This is a genomic window from Actibacterium sp., from assembly GCF_055134745.1.
Genome location: NZ_JBSRVX010000023.1, coordinates 40,161 through 55,207, shown reverse-complemented (window position 1 = coordinate 55,207; position 15,047 = coordinate 40,161). Strand labels below are relative to the sequence as shown.

The following is a 15,047-nucleotide window of genomic DNA, read 5'->3' as shown; positions in this document are numbered from 1 at the left end:
AAGGATTTGTGATATGTCGCGGAATCTGGATATGACCTCCCTTCGGTCTTTCGTGGCGGTTGCGGATGCCGGAGGGGTCACGCGGGCGGCGGGTTTTCTGAATTTGACCCAATCGGCCGTATCCATGCAGTTGAAACGGCTGGAAGATCTGCTGGGTCTGGAATTGATGGACCGCAGCGCGCGCCGGATCGGGCTGACAGCGGCAGGCGAGCAGTTTCTGGGTTATGCAAGGCGCATGCTGCATCTGAATGACGAGGTATTCGCCCGCCTGACCGCCCAGGAATATGAGGGCGAAATCAGCCTGGGCGTGCCGCATGACATTGTCTATCCGGCGATTCCCCAGGTGCTGCAACGATTCAGCGTTGAATATCCGCGCATGAAGGTTCAGCTTTCGTCATCCTATACGCGCCGCCTGAAGGAGCAATTCGCACGCGGCGAGATCGACATCATCCTGACCACCGAAGACGAGCCTGACATCGGTGGCAAGACGCTGCTGTCGATGCCGCTGATCTGGGTCGGGGCGCCGGACGGTCATGCCTGGAAGATGCGCCCGCTGCGACTGGCATTCGAGAACAACTGCATTTTCCGCAGCACGGTGCAATCGGCGCTGGACCGTGCCGATATTCCCTGGGAAATGGCGGTGGAAAGCAATTCGACCCGCACGATCGAGGCCAGCGTCAGCGCCGATCTGGCCGTGCATACCGTGCTGGAGGGCTGCCAGCCCCCCTATCTGGAGCGAATCCAGCATGGAGGGGCCTTGCCCGATCTGCCGTCAAAACAGATCAACATCTATGTATCCGATGTGAATGGCGGGGTCGTTGTGCAGGCGCTGGCCGATCTGATTCGCCAAGCCTATTGCATGTCCTGACCCAGGGTCACGACCACCTTGCCGGTTGATTTTCGGGCGCGCAGAAATTCCAGCGCCTCGTTGGCCTCTTCCAGCGGGAAGGTGCGGCTGACATGCGGCTTCAGCTTGCCTTGTTCATACCAGTCGAACAGCTTGGTCAGGCTGTCGGTCAGAACCTGTGGCTTGAACGACAGATAGCCCCCCCAGTAAAAACCCATCACTGATATGTTCTTGACCAGCAGATGATTGGCGGGGATCTGCGGGATATCACCCCCGGCAAACCCGATGATCAGAAGCCGCCCTTCTGGATTGGTCGCACGCATGGCGGCGCGAAAGGTGTCGCCGCCCACGGGGTCATAAACTACATCGGCGCCACCCAGCGCCTTGACGGCATCGCGCAGGTCTTCGGTTTCGCTGTTGATCAGGTGATCGGCCCCGGCCGCGCGGGCAATGGCAAGCTTGTCGCTGCCGCGGGCGCTGGCGATCACGCGCGCGCCCATCAGCTTGCCAATTTCCACGGCCGTCAGCCCGACACCGCCCGCCGCCCCGGTCACCAGCAGGGTTTCGCCGGGCTGCAATCTGGCCACATGGTCCAGCGCCACATGGCTGGTGCCATAGGCGGTTGGAAAGGCGGCGGCATCTACAAATGACATGGATCGGGGCATCGGCGTGCAGCGGCTGGCGGCAAAGGTTGCATATTCGGCCAAGCCGCCAGAACCGGAAAAGGCCGACACGCGCTGGCCCAGCCAGGATGGGTCGGCCTCTGGGCCCACCGCCTCGACAGTGCCCGCGGCCTCGATTCCCAGCGTGAAGGGGGGGGCGGATTTTTCCTGATACTTGCCTTCAATGCGCAGCAGATCGGCAAAATTCAGCCCACATGCGGCAACTCGAACCAAAAGTTGATCGCCTTTTGGTTGAATCATGGCACACTCTGTCAGGCGGGGTTGGATTCCGATCGTTTCAACCTGAAAGGCGCGCATGTGTTAACCTCCGATAGCGTGATGTATTTTCGTAGCGTCATTCGGTTTGCGTGACCAGAGGGTCGTGTTTTGAACATATTGGACATATCCGCATTTTCAAAATGCGTCGCAAAATGCAAAACACGCATAGCGAGAGGGGGTAGAGCCCTTCATAAGGTAATGTCGCGTGGCGCCGTGACCGGGTTTCGAGGTGAATGCAGATGGCTGACAAAAATTAAATCAAATAAAAACAATGTGTTGGCTTAAATTTGTTCGGCAATTGCCGACGAGGAGGGGATTTGGCACGATATTTGCTTATAGTAATGTGTAAATTAGGAGTATGATTATGAAACATCCCGTAGACGTTCATGTCGGCAAGCGCGTGCGCCATCGGCGCTGGGTGACAGGTATGACACAGCAGCAACTGGCAGAGCGCGTCGGGATCAAGTTCCAGCAAATCCAGAAATATGAAACCGGCATGAATCGCATCAGCGCCTCGCGGTTATGGGATATCGCGGATGTGCTGCAGGTGCCCGTGAGCTTCTTTTTCGAAGGTCTGAACCCCAGCACCCAGGACACTGCCGATCAGGGCGAGGTTCCGACCGATATTCTGGCCGACAAAGAGGCGCTGGAACTGGTGCGGTCATATTACGCCATCCCAGAAAATCAGCGCCGACGCCTGTTCGATCTGGCGCGCGTGCTGTCCGACGTGGTCTGACATCGTCTTGACCCCCCGCCAACAGGGGGATAGCCCGGAATCAGACAGGGCAGGGCGCACAGGATGCAGGACGGCGAACAGGTAGAGATGATTGCATTGGCCAATATGCTGGCCGATGTGGCGCGTGTTGAAACACTGGCGCATTTCCGAAGACCATCGCTGGAAACCCGGAACAAGCTGGCCGCAGGGTTTGATCCTGTCACCATCGCGGATCAGGCCTGTGAACGGGCAATGCGCGAACTGTTGGCCCGTCAGCGGCCACAAGATTCCATCCTTGGCGAAGAAATGGGCCCCACCACCGGCACCAGTGGCCTGACATGGGTGCTGGACCCGATCGACGGCACGCGCGGTTACATGTCGGGCACGCCGACATGGGGGGTGTTGATTGCGCTGTCGGATGATCAGGGTCCGTGCCTGGGTGTGATCGACCAGCCCTATATCGGCGAACGCTTCATCGGCGGAATGGGGCAGGCCCAGCTGGACGGCCCGCACGGAATTAGGCCGCTGCAGACATTGCCGCCCCGGCCACTGGATCAGGCAATTCTGTATACGACCTATCCCAGGATCGGCACAGCCGAAGAATGTGCGGCTTTCGATGCGCTGTCGGCGCAGGTGCGGCTGACACGATTCGGGATGGATTGCTATGCTTACGGGTTGCTGGCGCTGGGTCAGATCGACCTCGTGGTCGAGGCCGGGCTGCAACCCTATGACATTCACGCGCCAATCGCGGTGATACAGGCCGCTGGCGGCATCGTGACCGACTGGCAGGGCGGGCCGGCGCATCAGGGCGGGCGGGTTCTGGCGGCGGCCAATGCTGACATTCACGCCGCTGCGCTGGCAGTGCTGTCACAGGCCGTGCCGGGATGACCCATATCCTGATCCGCGGTGCCCAGACGATCCTGACCATGGATGATGACGGCCACGAATTGCAGGGCGCAGATCTGCGGATACGCGGCGGGCAGATCGTCGAAATTGGCGCGGGCCTTGAGCCGGGCGATGCGCAGATTATCAGCGCGGCGGGCTGTGTCGTCACGCCGGGGCTGGTCAACACCCATCATCACCTGTTTCAGACCCTGACCCGTGCCGTACCCGGCGCACAGGATGCGCTGCTGTTTGGGTGGTTGCGGGCGCTTTATCCGATCTGGGCGCGCTTTGGCCCCGAGGAAATCCATACCTCTGCGCTGACCGGTCTGGCCGAACTGGCGCTGTCGGGCTGTTCGCTGACATCGGATCATCTGTATCTGTATCCCAATGGCGCGCGGCTGGATGATACCATCGCGGCGGCCGCCGAAATCGGGCTGCGGTTCCATCCCACCCGCGGCGCGATGAGCATTGGCCAAAGTGCCGGCGGGTTGCCCCCCGACGCCCTGTTGGAACGCGAGACCGATATCCTGGCCGACAGTATTCGCGTCATCGACGCCTTCCACGACCCCGCGCCAGGGTCGATGCTGCGTATCGGTCTGGCACCCTGTTCGCCCTTTACCGTCAGCCGCGATCTGATGCGCGAAGCCGCAGGTCTGGCGCGCGACAAGGGCGTGATGCTGCACACCCATCTGGCCGAAAACGCCGAAGACATCGCCTATAGCCTGGAACGGTTCGGGTGCCGCCCCGGCCAATATGCCGAAGATCTGGGCTGGACCGGCCCCGATGTCTGGCATGCCCATTGTGTTCAGTTGAATAGTTCGGAAATTGATCTTTTTGCCCGGTCCCGCACCGGGGTTGCCCATTGCCCATGTTCGAATTGTCGCCTTGGGTCTGGCATTGCGCCAGTGCGCGCGATGCGTGATGCGGGGGTGAATATCGGGCTGGGGGTGGATGGATCGGCCTCTAACGACATGGGCAACCTGATGGCAGAGGCCCGCATGGCGATGCTGTTGCAACGCGTGGCCAGCGGCGCCGATGCCATGAACGCGCGAGAGGCCCTGTGGATCGCCACGCGTGGCGGCGCGCAGGTTCTGGGGCGTGACGATTGCGGGCAACTGGCCCCCGGCAAACGCGCCGATGTGGCGGTCTGGGATGTGTCTGGCGTGGCGTCGGCGGGCAGCTGGGACAAGGCCGCGCTGGTACTGGCCGGGCCATCACAGGTGCGCGATCTGTTCGTCGAAGGCCGCGCGGTGGTGCAGGGCGGGCAGGTGGTGACGATTGACCTGCCCTGCGTGCTGGATCACCAGAACCGGCTGGCGCGCAAACTGGCCGAGGGGCTGTGACGATGATACGTGCGCTGGTGAGCGCAACATTGATGGCGGCCATGGCCAGCTGCACCGCCGCCCCGCCACCGCCCGCCGCCACGAGTGCCGCCCGACAGGGTGATTTTGACAGCCTGCTGAACGCTGCCCGTCAGGCAAATGGGCTGCCCGCGATAACCCCGGATCGCAGGCTGGCCGCCGCCGCCCGCGCCCATGCACAGGACATGTCGGCGCGGCGCTATTTTTCGCATCAAGGCGCCGATGGCAGCACTTTGCCCGACCGCGTACACCGGCAGGGATACGGGTTTTGCACCGCCGCCGAAAACATCGCCCAGGGCCAGCGCGACGAGGCCGCGGTGATGCAGGGCTGGATGCAATCCCCGGGCCACCGGCGCAACATGCTGAACCCGGCACACCGGCAATACGGGCTGGCGCGCGCGCCGGGGGATTACTGGGTTTTGGTGCTGGGCAGTTCGGGCTGCTGAACGTCCAACGCCCGCCCGCCGATCCAGACCGCCCGCACCGCGCGATCATCGCCCATCATGATGGTGGGAAACAGCGCCTGCCAGATATCCTCGGCCCGTTCGGCGCGCTGGGCGATCGCGGGGGTCGCGGCCAGGTTCAGCACCACCAGATCGGCCTCCATCCCCACCGCCAGATTGCCGATCCGGTGATCCAGCCGCAGCGCCCGCGCGGCCCCCTGCGTGGCCAGCCAGATCAGTTCGGCCGGATGCAGTGCCCGCCCGCGCAGCTGTGCCACCTCATAGGCGGCGGCCATGGTGCGCAGCATCGAAAACGATGACCCGCCCCCGGTATCGGTCGCCAGCCCGATCCGGTGGCCATCCGCCATCAGCCCGCCCATATCGAACAACCCCGATCCGATGAACGTGTTCGATGTGGGGCAATGGATCAGGCTGGCGTCAACCTCGCGCAGGCGCGCCTTTTCGCGCGGTTCCAGATGGATCGCATGGCCAAACAGCGCGCCGGGGCCCAGCAGCCCGAACCGTTCATAAGTGTCCAGATAATCCCGCGCGTCGGGAAACAGCGATTTGACCCAGGCGATTTCATCCAGTTGCTCGCTCAGATGCGTTTGCATCAGGCAATCGGGATGTTCGGCCCACAGCGCCCCCATCGCCGCAAGCTGATCCGGCGTGGATGTCGGCGAAAAACGCGGCGTGACAACATAGGACAGCCGGTCAACCCCGTGCCACCGGCCCAACAATGCCTTGCTGTCGTCATAGCCCGACTGCGCGCTGTCGCGCAGCCCGTCGGGTGCGTTGCGGTCCATACAGGTTTTTCCGGCCAGCACCCGCATGCCGCGCGCCTGCGCGGCAGCAAAAAACGCATCAACGCTGGCAGGATGAATTGTGCAATATGAACAAACGCTTGTCGTGCCATTTGAAACAACAAGATCAAGATAACGCCCGGCGATTTCGGCGGCATAGCCCGCATCGGCGAAGCGCATTTCTTCGGGAAAGGTATAGCTGTTCAACCAGTCGATCAGCCGCTTGCCCCAGCTGGCGATGATCGCAGTCTGCGGATAATGGGCATGGGCATCGACAAAGCCCGCCAAGATCAGATCATCGCCGTAATCGGTGATGCCCGCCGCCGGATGGGCGGCGCGCAGGTCCTCTGCCCCGCCCATGGCGCGGATGACACCGCCCTGCACCAGAACCGCCCCCCGCCGGACATGCCGCGCGGCCTGCGGGCCTTGTGCAAAAGGATCACCCTCAAAGGCCAGCGTCTGGCCCAGCAAAAGCTGTGCGTCTGTCATGCGCGCTCTCCGTTCGCGACCAGCCTAGGCCGGGCCGCCGGCCGCGTAAATGCTGCATCTTGCCCTGTTTCTTTGCGCCCTCATTCGCTATGGTCCGCGCAAATCACAAGGGGACAGCGCATGGCCGAGGACATCGCCACCGAGATCGATCCCGAAGACGATGATTACGTGCTGAACAGCCGATTCGTGTCTTCGGTTCGTCTGGCTGTTGCCGCGGGCGATGCGACGCGCCTGGCCGATCTGCTGGAACCGCTGCACGCCGCCGATATCGCCGACCTTCTGGAACAGGTTGATGGCGGCCTGCGCCGCGAGATCCTGCTGCTGGGGGCGGGGATCATAGATGGCGAAGTCCTGTCCGAACTGGATGAAAGCATCCGCGAAGAGGTGATCGAGTTCCTGCCCCGCCAGGTGCTGGAAGACGCGGTGCGTGACCTCGATTCAGACGATGTCGTCGATCTGGTCGAGGATATGGAAGAGCCGCAACAGACGGCCATTCTTGACGCGCTGGAAGATTCCGACCGGGCGGCGGTCGAACAGGCACTCAGCTATCCCGAATATTCCGCCGGTCGTCTGATGCAGCGCGAAGTCGTGGCCGCGCCCGAACACTGGAATGTTGGCAATGCCATCGACTTCCTGCGGTCGAACACGGCCGATCTGCCGGATCAGTTCTATCATATCATCGTCGTCGATCCCCGGATGAAACCCGTGGGCTATGTGACCCTGGGCAAGCTGCTGTCGGCCCGGCGGGCCGTGCCGCTGAGCGATCTGTTCGAAGACAGCTTTCGCACCATCCCAGTGACCCAGCCCGAGGCCGAGGTCGCCTATGCCTTCAACCAGTATCACCTGATCTCGGCGCCTGTGGTTGATGATGACGGCCGCCTGGCCGGGATCATCACCATTGACGACGCCATGGCGGTGCTGGATGAAGAACACGAGGAAGACATCCTGCGCCTGGCCGGCGTGGGCGAAGGCAGCCTGTCGGACCGGGTGCTGGAAACGACCAAGCAGCGCCTGCCATGGCTGTTCGTGAACCTGGTCACGGCCATTCTCGCCTCGATGGTCATTTCCGAATTCGAGGCCACCATCTCCCAGTTGGTCGCGCTGGCGGTGTTGATGCCCATCGTCGCCTCGATGGGCGGCAATGCGGGCACCCAAAGCCTGACCGTGGCGGTGCGCGCCATCGCCACCAAGGATCTTACAGCCTCGAACGTCTGGCGGGTTGTCCGGCGCGAGGCGCTGGTGGGCGTGGTCAACGGCGCGATCTTCGCGGTGCTGATGGGAACGGTCGGGGTGATCTGGTTCGGCCTGCCCATGCTGGGGGCGGTGATCGCGGCGGCGATGGTGATCAACCTGCTGGTGGCCGGCCTGGCCGGTATCCTGATCCCGGTCACGCTGGAACGCTTCGGGATAGATCCGGCGCTGGCCTCGGGGGCCTTCGTGACAACCGTCACGGATGTGGTCGGCTTTTTCGCCTTTCTCGGGCTGGCTACCCTCATTCTGATATGACCGATCTGGCCGCGCGCAAATCCGCCGCCCGCCGTGCCGCCAGCGCCCGCCGCGACCGGTTGCGCGACCCGGCGGCCGAGCTGGCTGCCAACGCCGCCCTAGCCGATATCCTGCAGGCCCATGCCGGCCAGGTCATCGCGGCCTATCTTCCGATCCGGTCCGAAATCAGCCCCTTGCCCGCACTGCAAACCATGCAGCATAGCGCCACACTGGTCATGCCCGTTGTGGCAGGCCCCGGCCAGCCGCTTGTCTTTCGCGCCTGGCAGCCCGGGGCGATGTTGCAGGCCGGCGGCCTGGGCCTGCGTGAACCGGCGACGGGCGCCATACTGCAGCCCCAGGTGGTCATCGTGCCCTTGCTGGCATTTGATGGATCCGGTCACCGTCTGGGTTATGGCGGCGGCTATTATGATCGCACATTGCAGGCCCTGCGCGCCGCCGGGGCGGTCGTGGCGATCGGGCTGGCCTATGCCGGCCAGCGTGTCGGCGATATTCCACATGAGGCGACGGATCAGCCGCTGGACCTGATCGTGACCGAAGACGGAATTTTCCAGCCCGCGCCGGAGTGATCCGCGCAGGGCCCCGCCCGCCCCGCCCGGGGCAGATGATGCACGCGCTTCGCGCGGGGGTATTTGGACCAAGGATAAAGAGGCAGGCTTATTCTTGGCGAAATACCCTCGGGGGGGCGGCGCCAATGGCGCCCGGGGGGCAGACAGCCCCCCGTTCTGCCATCCAAGCGGGCGGTGTGCGGCAAGGCCCTTGCCCCGGCACGCATAGCGGCCTACCCATGCGGGCATGAAGATACTTTTCCTTGGCGATGTCGTCGGCCGCGCGGGTCGGGCGGCGGTGATGGACAGGCTGCCGCGGCTTCGGGCAGACTGGAAGCTCGATTTCGTGGTGGTGAATGGCGAGAATGCAAGTTCTGGCGCGGGTCTGACGGCGGCACATGCCAAAGACCTGCTGTCGGCGGGTGCCGACTGCTTGACGCTGGGCGATCATGCCTTTGATCAAAAGGACATGCTGGCCTTCATCGAACAGGAGCCGCGCATCATTCGCCCGCTGAATTTCGCCAAAGGGGCGCCGGGGCGGGGGCATCGGCTGTTCACGGCCACCGGCGGGCGCAAGGTTCTGGTGGTTCAGGCATTGGGACAGGTTTTCATGTCGCGCCCCTATGACGATCCGTTTTCGGCGGTCGATCCGGTGCTGAAGGCGCATCCGCTGGGCGGGCAGGCGCAGGCGGTTCTGGTCGATATGCATTGCGAGGCCACATCCGAAAAAATGGCGATGGGCCATTGGTGCGACGGGCGCGCCAGTGTCGTGGTCGGCACCCATACCCATGTGCCCACTGGCGATGCCCAGATCTTGCCAGGCGGCACGGCCTTTCAGGCCGATGCCGGAATGTGCGGCGATTATAATTCGGTCATAGGCATGGACAAGGCCGAGCCATTGCGCCGCTTTGTCACCGGTATGAGCAAGGGGCGTTTTACCCCCGCCCTGGGCGAGGCAACCTTGTCTGGTCTCTATGTCGAGACTGACGACCGCACCGGCAAGGCGCTGCGCGTCCGCATGATCCGCGATGGCGGGCGGCTGGAGCAATCGCATCCATGATCGCGGCGCGATACACAGCAGCCTTGTGCTGGATGGGCGGGACGCTAAAGTTGCCGCCTGACGCAACGGCAGGCTGAACCTATATGATCGCGCTTTCCCTTTCGCCCATGATGACAGCCCTTGTGGCATTGTCGATCGTCGCGGTGATGTTCGTTCTGTTCATCCGTGAAACCTATCCCGCCGAGGTGACGGCGATGGCCGGGGCGGCGGTGATGCTGGTCTTGGGCATTCTGCCCTATGAAAAGGCACTGTCGGTCCTGTCGAACCCTGCCCCCTGGACGATTGCCGCGATGTTTCTGCTGATGGGGGCCCTGGTGCGCACCGGCGCGCTGGACTGGTTCACGCAGATCGCCGAGCGCAATGTCCAAAGCAAACCGCGTGTCGCCGTGGCGGCAATGATGGCCTTTGTCATCGCGGCCTCGGCCCTGGTGGCCAATACGCCGGTGGTGGTGGTGATGATTCCGGTTTTCGTGCAACTGGCGCGGACCATGAACAAATCGGCGTCGAAATTCCTGATTCCGTTGTCTTATGCGGCGATCCTGGGCGGGACGCTGACCCTGATCGGCACCTCGACGAACCTGTTGGTGGACGGGGTGGCGCGGGCGCAGGGGCTGGAGCCCTTCACCATCTTCGAGATCACCCCGCTGGGGCTGATCCTTGTGGCCTGGGGCATGCTGTATCTTTGGCTGGTGGGCGCACGGCTGTTGCCGGACCGGGCCAGCATGGCCAGCCTGTTGTCTTCGAACAAATCCAAGATGAAATTCTTCACCGAGGTCGCGGTGCCCGAGGACAGCACCCTGATCGGCCAGCCCGTGACCGAGATCGACCTGTTCAAGCGCGAAGGCGTGCGTCTGATCGATGTGCTGCGCGGTGATACGTCCTTGCGCCGCGACATGGCCAATGTGGCGATCGAGGCGGGTGACCGCATCGTGCTGCGCACCGAGATGTCGGAACTGCTGGGCCTGCAACAGAACAAAAGCCTGCGCATGGTCGACAAGCTGTCATCGGTGGCCACGACCACGGTCGAGGTTCTGATCACGCCGGGTTGCCGCATGATCGGCCGATCGCTGGGCGAATTGCGGTTGCGCAGGCGGTATGGCGTTTATCCGCTGGCCGCGCATCGCCGCAATCAGAATATCGGGCGGCAGCTGGATGATCTGGTGGTGCGGGTGGGCGACACGCTGTTGCTGGAAGGCGCGCCCGAGGACATTCAGCGTCTGGCGGCCGATATGGACATGGTCGATGTCGCGCAGCCTTCGGCGCGGGCCTATCGGCGCGACAAGGCCCCGGTGGCGATCGCGGCGCTGGCTGGCATCGTCATTCTGGCGGCCTTCGGGGTTGCTCCGATCCTGATGCTGTCGGTCATCGCGGTCGCCGTGGTGCTGGCCACGCGCTGCATTGATGCGGACGAGGCCTTTTCCTTTGTCGAGGGCCGCCTGCTGGGCATGATCTTTGCGATGTTGGCCATCGGCGCGGGCCTGGAACAATCGGGCGCGGTCAAGCTGATCGTCGATGCGGCATCGCCCCTGATGATGAACCTGCCGCCGTTCTTCATCATTTGGGCGATCTTCCTGTTGACCTCGGTGCTGACCGAACTGGTGACCAATAATGCCGTGGCGGTGATCGTGACGCCGATTGCCATCGGCTTGGCGCATGCGCTGGGGGTTGACCCGCGCCCGCTGGTCATTGCGGTGATGGTGGCGGCTTCGGCCAGTTTTTCGACGCCCATCGGGTATCAGACCAATATGCTGGTCTATGGGCCGGGCGGCTATCGCTTTACCGATTTCATGCGAGCGGGAATTCCGCTGAACCTGACCATCGGCCTGTTGGCCGCGGCGGTAATCCCTTGGCTTTGGCCGCTGTGATCCCTAAATTCCCGCAATGGGACGGGGAGTGATATTTCTTGCGCTGCTTCTGGCTGGCTGTGCCGCTGGCCCTTCGGGATTGCCCGAGGCGGTTCTGGTTCAGCGCGACCGGATAACGGTGGCGATGAGTTCGGGCTGGCCCTGCACCGGTTTCCGCCCGGATAACAGCCGCACGGGAGAAAGCTGGGCTGGCACATTGCAGGGCTGTCCTGAATCCTATGGCTATCGCGTGACATTGGCGCCGGGCGTCAAACCTGTGCGGCTGGTTCTGCAACCTGTGCCCGCCGGTATCGCGCTGGCGACGCTGCCCAAGGTGCTGGTCGAAATAATCACGCCGCAGCAGGCGATTTACCGCTTTCGCGAAAACGACGCCGGATAGACCCGGCAAATGGGCCGCCAAAGGCTGCGGGTAATCCTCTAAAGCGGCCAGAACACAAGAATGGCCGGGATCGACACCGCGATCACGATCAGTTCCAGCGGCAGGCCCATGCGCCAGTAATCGCCAAACCGGTATCCGCCGGGCCCCAGGATCAGCGTGTTGTTCTTGTGGCCGATGGGGGTAAGGAAAGCGCAGGATGCCGCCACCGCTACGGCCATCAGAAACGGGTCGGGGTTCACACCCAGGGTTTGCGCCATCTGGATGCCCACCGGGGCCGCGACAATGGTGGTGGCGGTGTTGTTCAGCACATCGCTCAGCGTCATGGTCACGACCATCAGCACGGTCAGCACCACCCAGGACGGCAAGCCACCGGTCAGACCCACCAGCGCACCGGCAATCAACTGCGTTCCGCCCGATGTTTCCAGCGCCGCCCCCAGCGGGATCATCGACCCCAGCAAGACCACCACAGGCCATTCGATATGGGTATAAATCTCGGACAAGGGCACGATCCGCGTCAGCACATAGCCCACCACGACCAGCCCCAGTGCCACCGGCAGATAGATCAGCCCCAGACTGGCGGCCAGAACGGCGGCACCAAACAGGCCGATCGCCAGCCAGGTCTTGGTCTGGTCGGTCACGGCCAGCCCGCCCCGATCGGCCAGCGGCAGGCAGCCCAGCCAGTCGATCGTATCGGCGGCGGTTTCCTCGGGCGCCAGCAGCAGCAGGATATCGCCGGGCCGGATCACCGTCTTGCGGACGTGATCGGTAATGGTGGTGCCTTCGCGCGAAATGCCCATCAACACCGTGCGCCGCCGCCAGCTCAGACCGATGCTTTGCGCCGTCTTTCCATTCAGGCGCGACTGTTCGGTGACGACCGCCTCGGTCAGGGTCAGGCCGGCACCCTCGGCGCGCAGCTTTTCCTCGCGCGCTTCATCGGCGAAATCCAGCGACAGGGCGGCACGAAACTCGTCCAGCGCGCCCGGCGTGGCCTCCAGCACCAGCGCGTCACCAGCGGCCAGCGGCGTATCACGCTGGGTGCCCCAGCGGCGCTGGCCATCGCGCACCAGCCCCAGAATGGCGACATCGGATTTATCGGCCGCACCCTGCAATTCGAACAGGCGTTGGCCGATCAGCTTGCTGTCCTTGGGCACCGTCAGTTCGGCCACATATTGCGCCACCTGTTCGGCGGCGCTGCTTGTGTCGTCCTGTCGGGGGATCAGACGCCAGCCGATCATCGCCACGAAGATCAGCCCGGCAATCGCGGTGATCCCACCCACGGGGGCAAAATCGAACATCGAGAACGGTTCGCCCAATGTATCGGCGCGGATCGTGGCGATGATGATATTGGGCGGCGTGCCGATCAGTGTCGCCATGCCACCCAGAATGGTGGCGAAGGACAACGGCATCAGTGACAGCCCCGGCGCACGGCCCGCCTTGCGCGCGGTCTGGATATCGACCGGCATCAGCAGCGCCAGCGCCGCCACATTGTTCATGAAGGCCGATAACACCCCGCCAATGGCGCCCATCAGGGTGATATGCGCACCCAGGCTGCGCGTGCTGTCTACCAGCGTGCGGGTAATCAGATAGACCGCGCCCGACCGCACCAGCCCCGCCGACACCACCAGAACCAGCGCCACCACCAGCGTGGCCGGATGGCCAAAGCCTGAAAAGGCCTGGTCGACCGGCACCACTTTCAAGACGACCCCGGCCAGCAGCGCCGAGAACGCCACCAGATCATATCGGAAACGGCCCCACAAAAGCAGGGCGAACACAGCAGCGAAAAGGGCGAAAAGGATGATCTGATCGGTTGTCATACCCGACTTCTAGCGCATGCTGAAAGGCAGGTCACGGGGGCAGAATGCGTGATTCATCGTTTCGGCGGCGTCCAGTCGGTCGGCGCGTCCCGCCGGTGCAGCCGCAGCGCCAGCCCGATCGACACCCCGACCCCGATCGCAACCGTCAGATCGACCAGCACGGTCAGCACCAATGTGATGACCAGCAGCACCCTGTCGGCCGGATGCGCCCCCAGATAACCGCGCCATTTATGCGGCTCGCTCATGTTCCAGGCGGTCAAGATCAACAGCGCGGCCATCGCGGGCATCGCCAGATAGCCCGCCAGCGGCGCGGCCAGCATCATCACCGCCAGAATGACCAGCGCATGGATGATCCCCGCCACCGGCGTCTTGCCACCGGCGCGGATATTGGTGGCGGTGCGCGCGATGGCACCGGTCACCGGCAGGCCGCCGAACAGGGAACTCGCGATATTGGCCACGCCCTGGGCGGTAACCTCGGCATTGGGGCGGTGGTGGCCTTCGATCATCCGGTCGGCCACCATCGCCGACAACAGCGATTCCACCCCCGCCAGAAAGGCGATGACGATGGCAGACGGAAAGAGCTCGGTCAGCCGGGCCAGCGTGACGACGGGCAGATGCGGGCGGGGCAAATGATCGGGCAGGGCGCCGAACCGGCTGGCAATCGTGTCAACCGGCAGATGGGCCAAGGCCACCACCGCCGAGGTCACACCGACCGCCACGATCAGGCCCGGCCAGCGCGGAAAGGCGCGGCGCAGGGCGACGATCGTTACCAGCGTCGCCAGCCCGATGCCGATTGCGACCGGGTTCAGCGTCGCGCGGGCGGCCCAAAGCCCGGCCAGCTTGGGCAGGAAGGCTGCCGGCAGCGCCTCGGCGCTCAGCCCCAGGAAATCCTTCAACTGGCTGGTGCCGATGATGACGGCGATGCCGATGGTGAACCCGTTCACCACCGCCTCGGGGACATAGGCGATCAGCGATCCCGCGCGAAACAGCCCGGCCAGCACCAGCAGCAGCCCGGCCATCAGCGTGGCCAGCACCAGCCCGTCATAGCCGTGATGCGCGATCACGCCGTAAACCACGACGATAAAGGCCCCGGTCGGCCCGCCGATCTGCACCCGGCTGCCGCCCAGCGCCGAGACAAGGAACCCCCCGACAATGGCCGTGACCAAACCCTGCGCCGGCGTCGCGCCCGACGCGATGGCGATGGCCAGGCTCAGCGGGATCGCCACCAGCGCGACCGTGATGCCCGCAGCCGTGTCGGCGGCCAGCAGCGGCCAGCTATAGGTTTTCAGCGTGGTCAGGATCTTCGGCTGTCGCATGATGTCCGACATGTTTCCGGCAGATGTAAACCTATGTCACATTTGCCGGGCATTGGCCGCAAGCCTTTTGTCGCAGGG

Annotated in this window: 14 protein-coding genes; 10 read left to right on the top strand and 4 right to left on the bottom strand. The window is 63.6% G+C overall.

Annotated elements, in window-relative coordinates:
* Positions 1–13: 13 nt before the first annotated feature.
* Positions 14–868 carry a LysR family transcriptional regulator gene (locus tag ACTCHC_RS05010; protein WP_463021374.1) on the top strand — a complete coding sequence of 285 codons (855 nt, stop codon included), beginning with the start codon at positions 14–16 and terminating at the stop codon, positions 866–868.
* On the opposite strand, the gene ACTCHC_RS05005 is transcribed toward ACTCHC_RS05010, so the two are convergent.
* Positions 853–1,827 (bottom strand): NADPH:quinone oxidoreductase family protein, encoded by a 975-nt coding sequence (locus ACTCHC_RS05005; RefSeq protein WP_463021373.1) that lies wholly within the window; start codon positions 1,825–1,827, stop codon positions 853–855. The genes ACTCHC_RS05010 and ACTCHC_RS05005 overlap by 16 nt on opposite strands.
* 325 nt (positions 1,828–2,152) lie before the next feature.
* Here ACTCHC_RS05005 and ACTCHC_RS05000 point away from each other — a divergent pair, with 325 nt between their 5' ends.
* From ACTCHC_RS05000 to ACTCHC_RS04985, 4 genes are all read left to right on the top strand, one after another.
* The gene (locus tag ACTCHC_RS05000; RefSeq protein WP_463021372.1) at positions 2,153–2,524 is read left to right on the top strand and encodes a helix-turn-helix domain-containing protein; all 372 of its coding nucleotides are present in this window, start codon (positions 2,153–2,155) and stop codon (positions 2,522–2,524) included.
* Positions 2,525–2,587: 63 nt separating this feature from the next.
* The gene (locus ACTCHC_RS04995) at positions 2,588–3,391 is read left to right on the top strand and encodes an inositol monophosphatase family protein (RefSeq protein WP_463021371.1); all 804 of its coding nucleotides are present in this window, start codon (positions 2,588–2,590) and stop codon (positions 3,389–3,391) included.
* Positions 3,388–4,731 (top strand): 8-oxoguanine deaminase, encoded by a 1,344-nt coding sequence (locus ACTCHC_RS04990; protein WP_463021370.1) that lies wholly within the window; start codon positions 3,388–3,390, stop codon positions 4,729–4,731. The genes ACTCHC_RS04995 and ACTCHC_RS04990 overlap by 4 nt, the downstream gene beginning before the upstream one ends.
* A gap of 2 nt (positions 4,732–4,733) precedes the next feature.
* Positions 4,734–5,195 (top strand): CAP domain-containing protein, encoded by a 462-nt coding sequence (locus ACTCHC_RS04985; RefSeq protein ID WP_463021369.1) that lies wholly within the window; start codon positions 4,734–4,736, stop codon positions 5,193–5,195.
* Here the strand turns inward: ACTCHC_RS04985 and guaD are convergent.
* On the bottom strand, positions 5,159–6,484 hold the full coding sequence (gene guaD, locus ACTCHC_RS04980) for a guanine deaminase (protein ID WP_463021368.1): 1,326 nt from the start codon (positions 6,482–6,484) through the stop codon (positions 5,159–5,161). The two genes, ACTCHC_RS04985 and guaD, sit on opposite strands and share 37 nt — an antisense overlap.
* Positions 6,485–6,604: 120 nt before the next feature.
* Here guaD and mgtE point away from each other — a divergent pair, with 120 nt between their 5' ends.
* The 5 genes from mgtE to ACTCHC_RS04955 all read left to right on the top strand — a co-directional run bounded on the left by mgtE (position 6,605) and on the right by ACTCHC_RS04955 (position 11,839).
* Positions 6,605–7,990, top strand: a complete 1,386-nt coding sequence (gene mgtE, locus ACTCHC_RS04975; protein WP_463021367.1) for a magnesium transporter — start codon at positions 6,605–6,607, stop codon at positions 7,988–7,990.
* The gene (locus ACTCHC_RS04970) at positions 7,987–8,556 is read left to right on the top strand and encodes a 5-formyltetrahydrofolate cyclo-ligase (RefSeq protein WP_463021366.1); all 570 of its coding nucleotides are present in this window, start codon (positions 7,987–7,989) and stop codon (positions 8,554–8,556) included. The genes mgtE and ACTCHC_RS04970 overlap by 4 nt, the downstream gene beginning before the upstream one ends.
* Before the next feature lie 226 nt (positions 8,557–8,782).
* Positions 8,783–9,595, top strand: coding sequence for a TIGR00282 family metallophosphoesterase (locus tag ACTCHC_RS04965; RefSeq protein ID WP_463021365.1), 813 nt, complete (start codon positions 8,783–8,785; stop codon positions 9,593–9,595).
* Positions 9,596–9,678: 83 nt separating this feature from the next.
* The gene (locus tag ACTCHC_RS04960; RefSeq protein WP_463021364.1) at positions 9,679–11,460 is read left to right on the top strand and encodes an SLC13 family permease; all 1,782 of its coding nucleotides are present in this window, start codon (positions 9,679–9,681) and stop codon (positions 11,458–11,460) included.
* Positions 11,461–11,488: 28 nt separating this feature from the next.
* A complete protein-coding gene (locus tag ACTCHC_RS04955; RefSeq protein ID WP_463021363.1) occupies positions 11,489–11,839 on the top strand; it encodes a hypothetical protein in 351 nt (116 codons plus the stop codon).
* Positions 11,840–11,877: 38 nt separating this feature from the next.
* Here the strand turns inward: ACTCHC_RS04955 and ACTCHC_RS04950 are convergent, their stop codons facing one another.
* Together ACTCHC_RS04950 and ACTCHC_RS04945 are read right to left on the bottom strand one after the other, a co-directional pair.
* Positions 11,878–13,653, bottom strand: coding sequence for an SLC13 family permease (locus ACTCHC_RS04950; protein ID WP_463021362.1), 1,776 nt, complete (start codon positions 13,651–13,653; stop codon positions 11,878–11,880).
* Positions 13,654–13,706: 53 nt separating this feature from the next.
* Positions 13,707–14,969, bottom strand: coding sequence for a SulP family inorganic anion transporter (locus ACTCHC_RS04945; protein WP_463021361.1), 1,263 nt, complete (start codon positions 14,967–14,969; stop codon positions 13,707–13,709).
* Between the last annotated feature and the right edge of the window lie 78 nt (positions 14,970–15,047).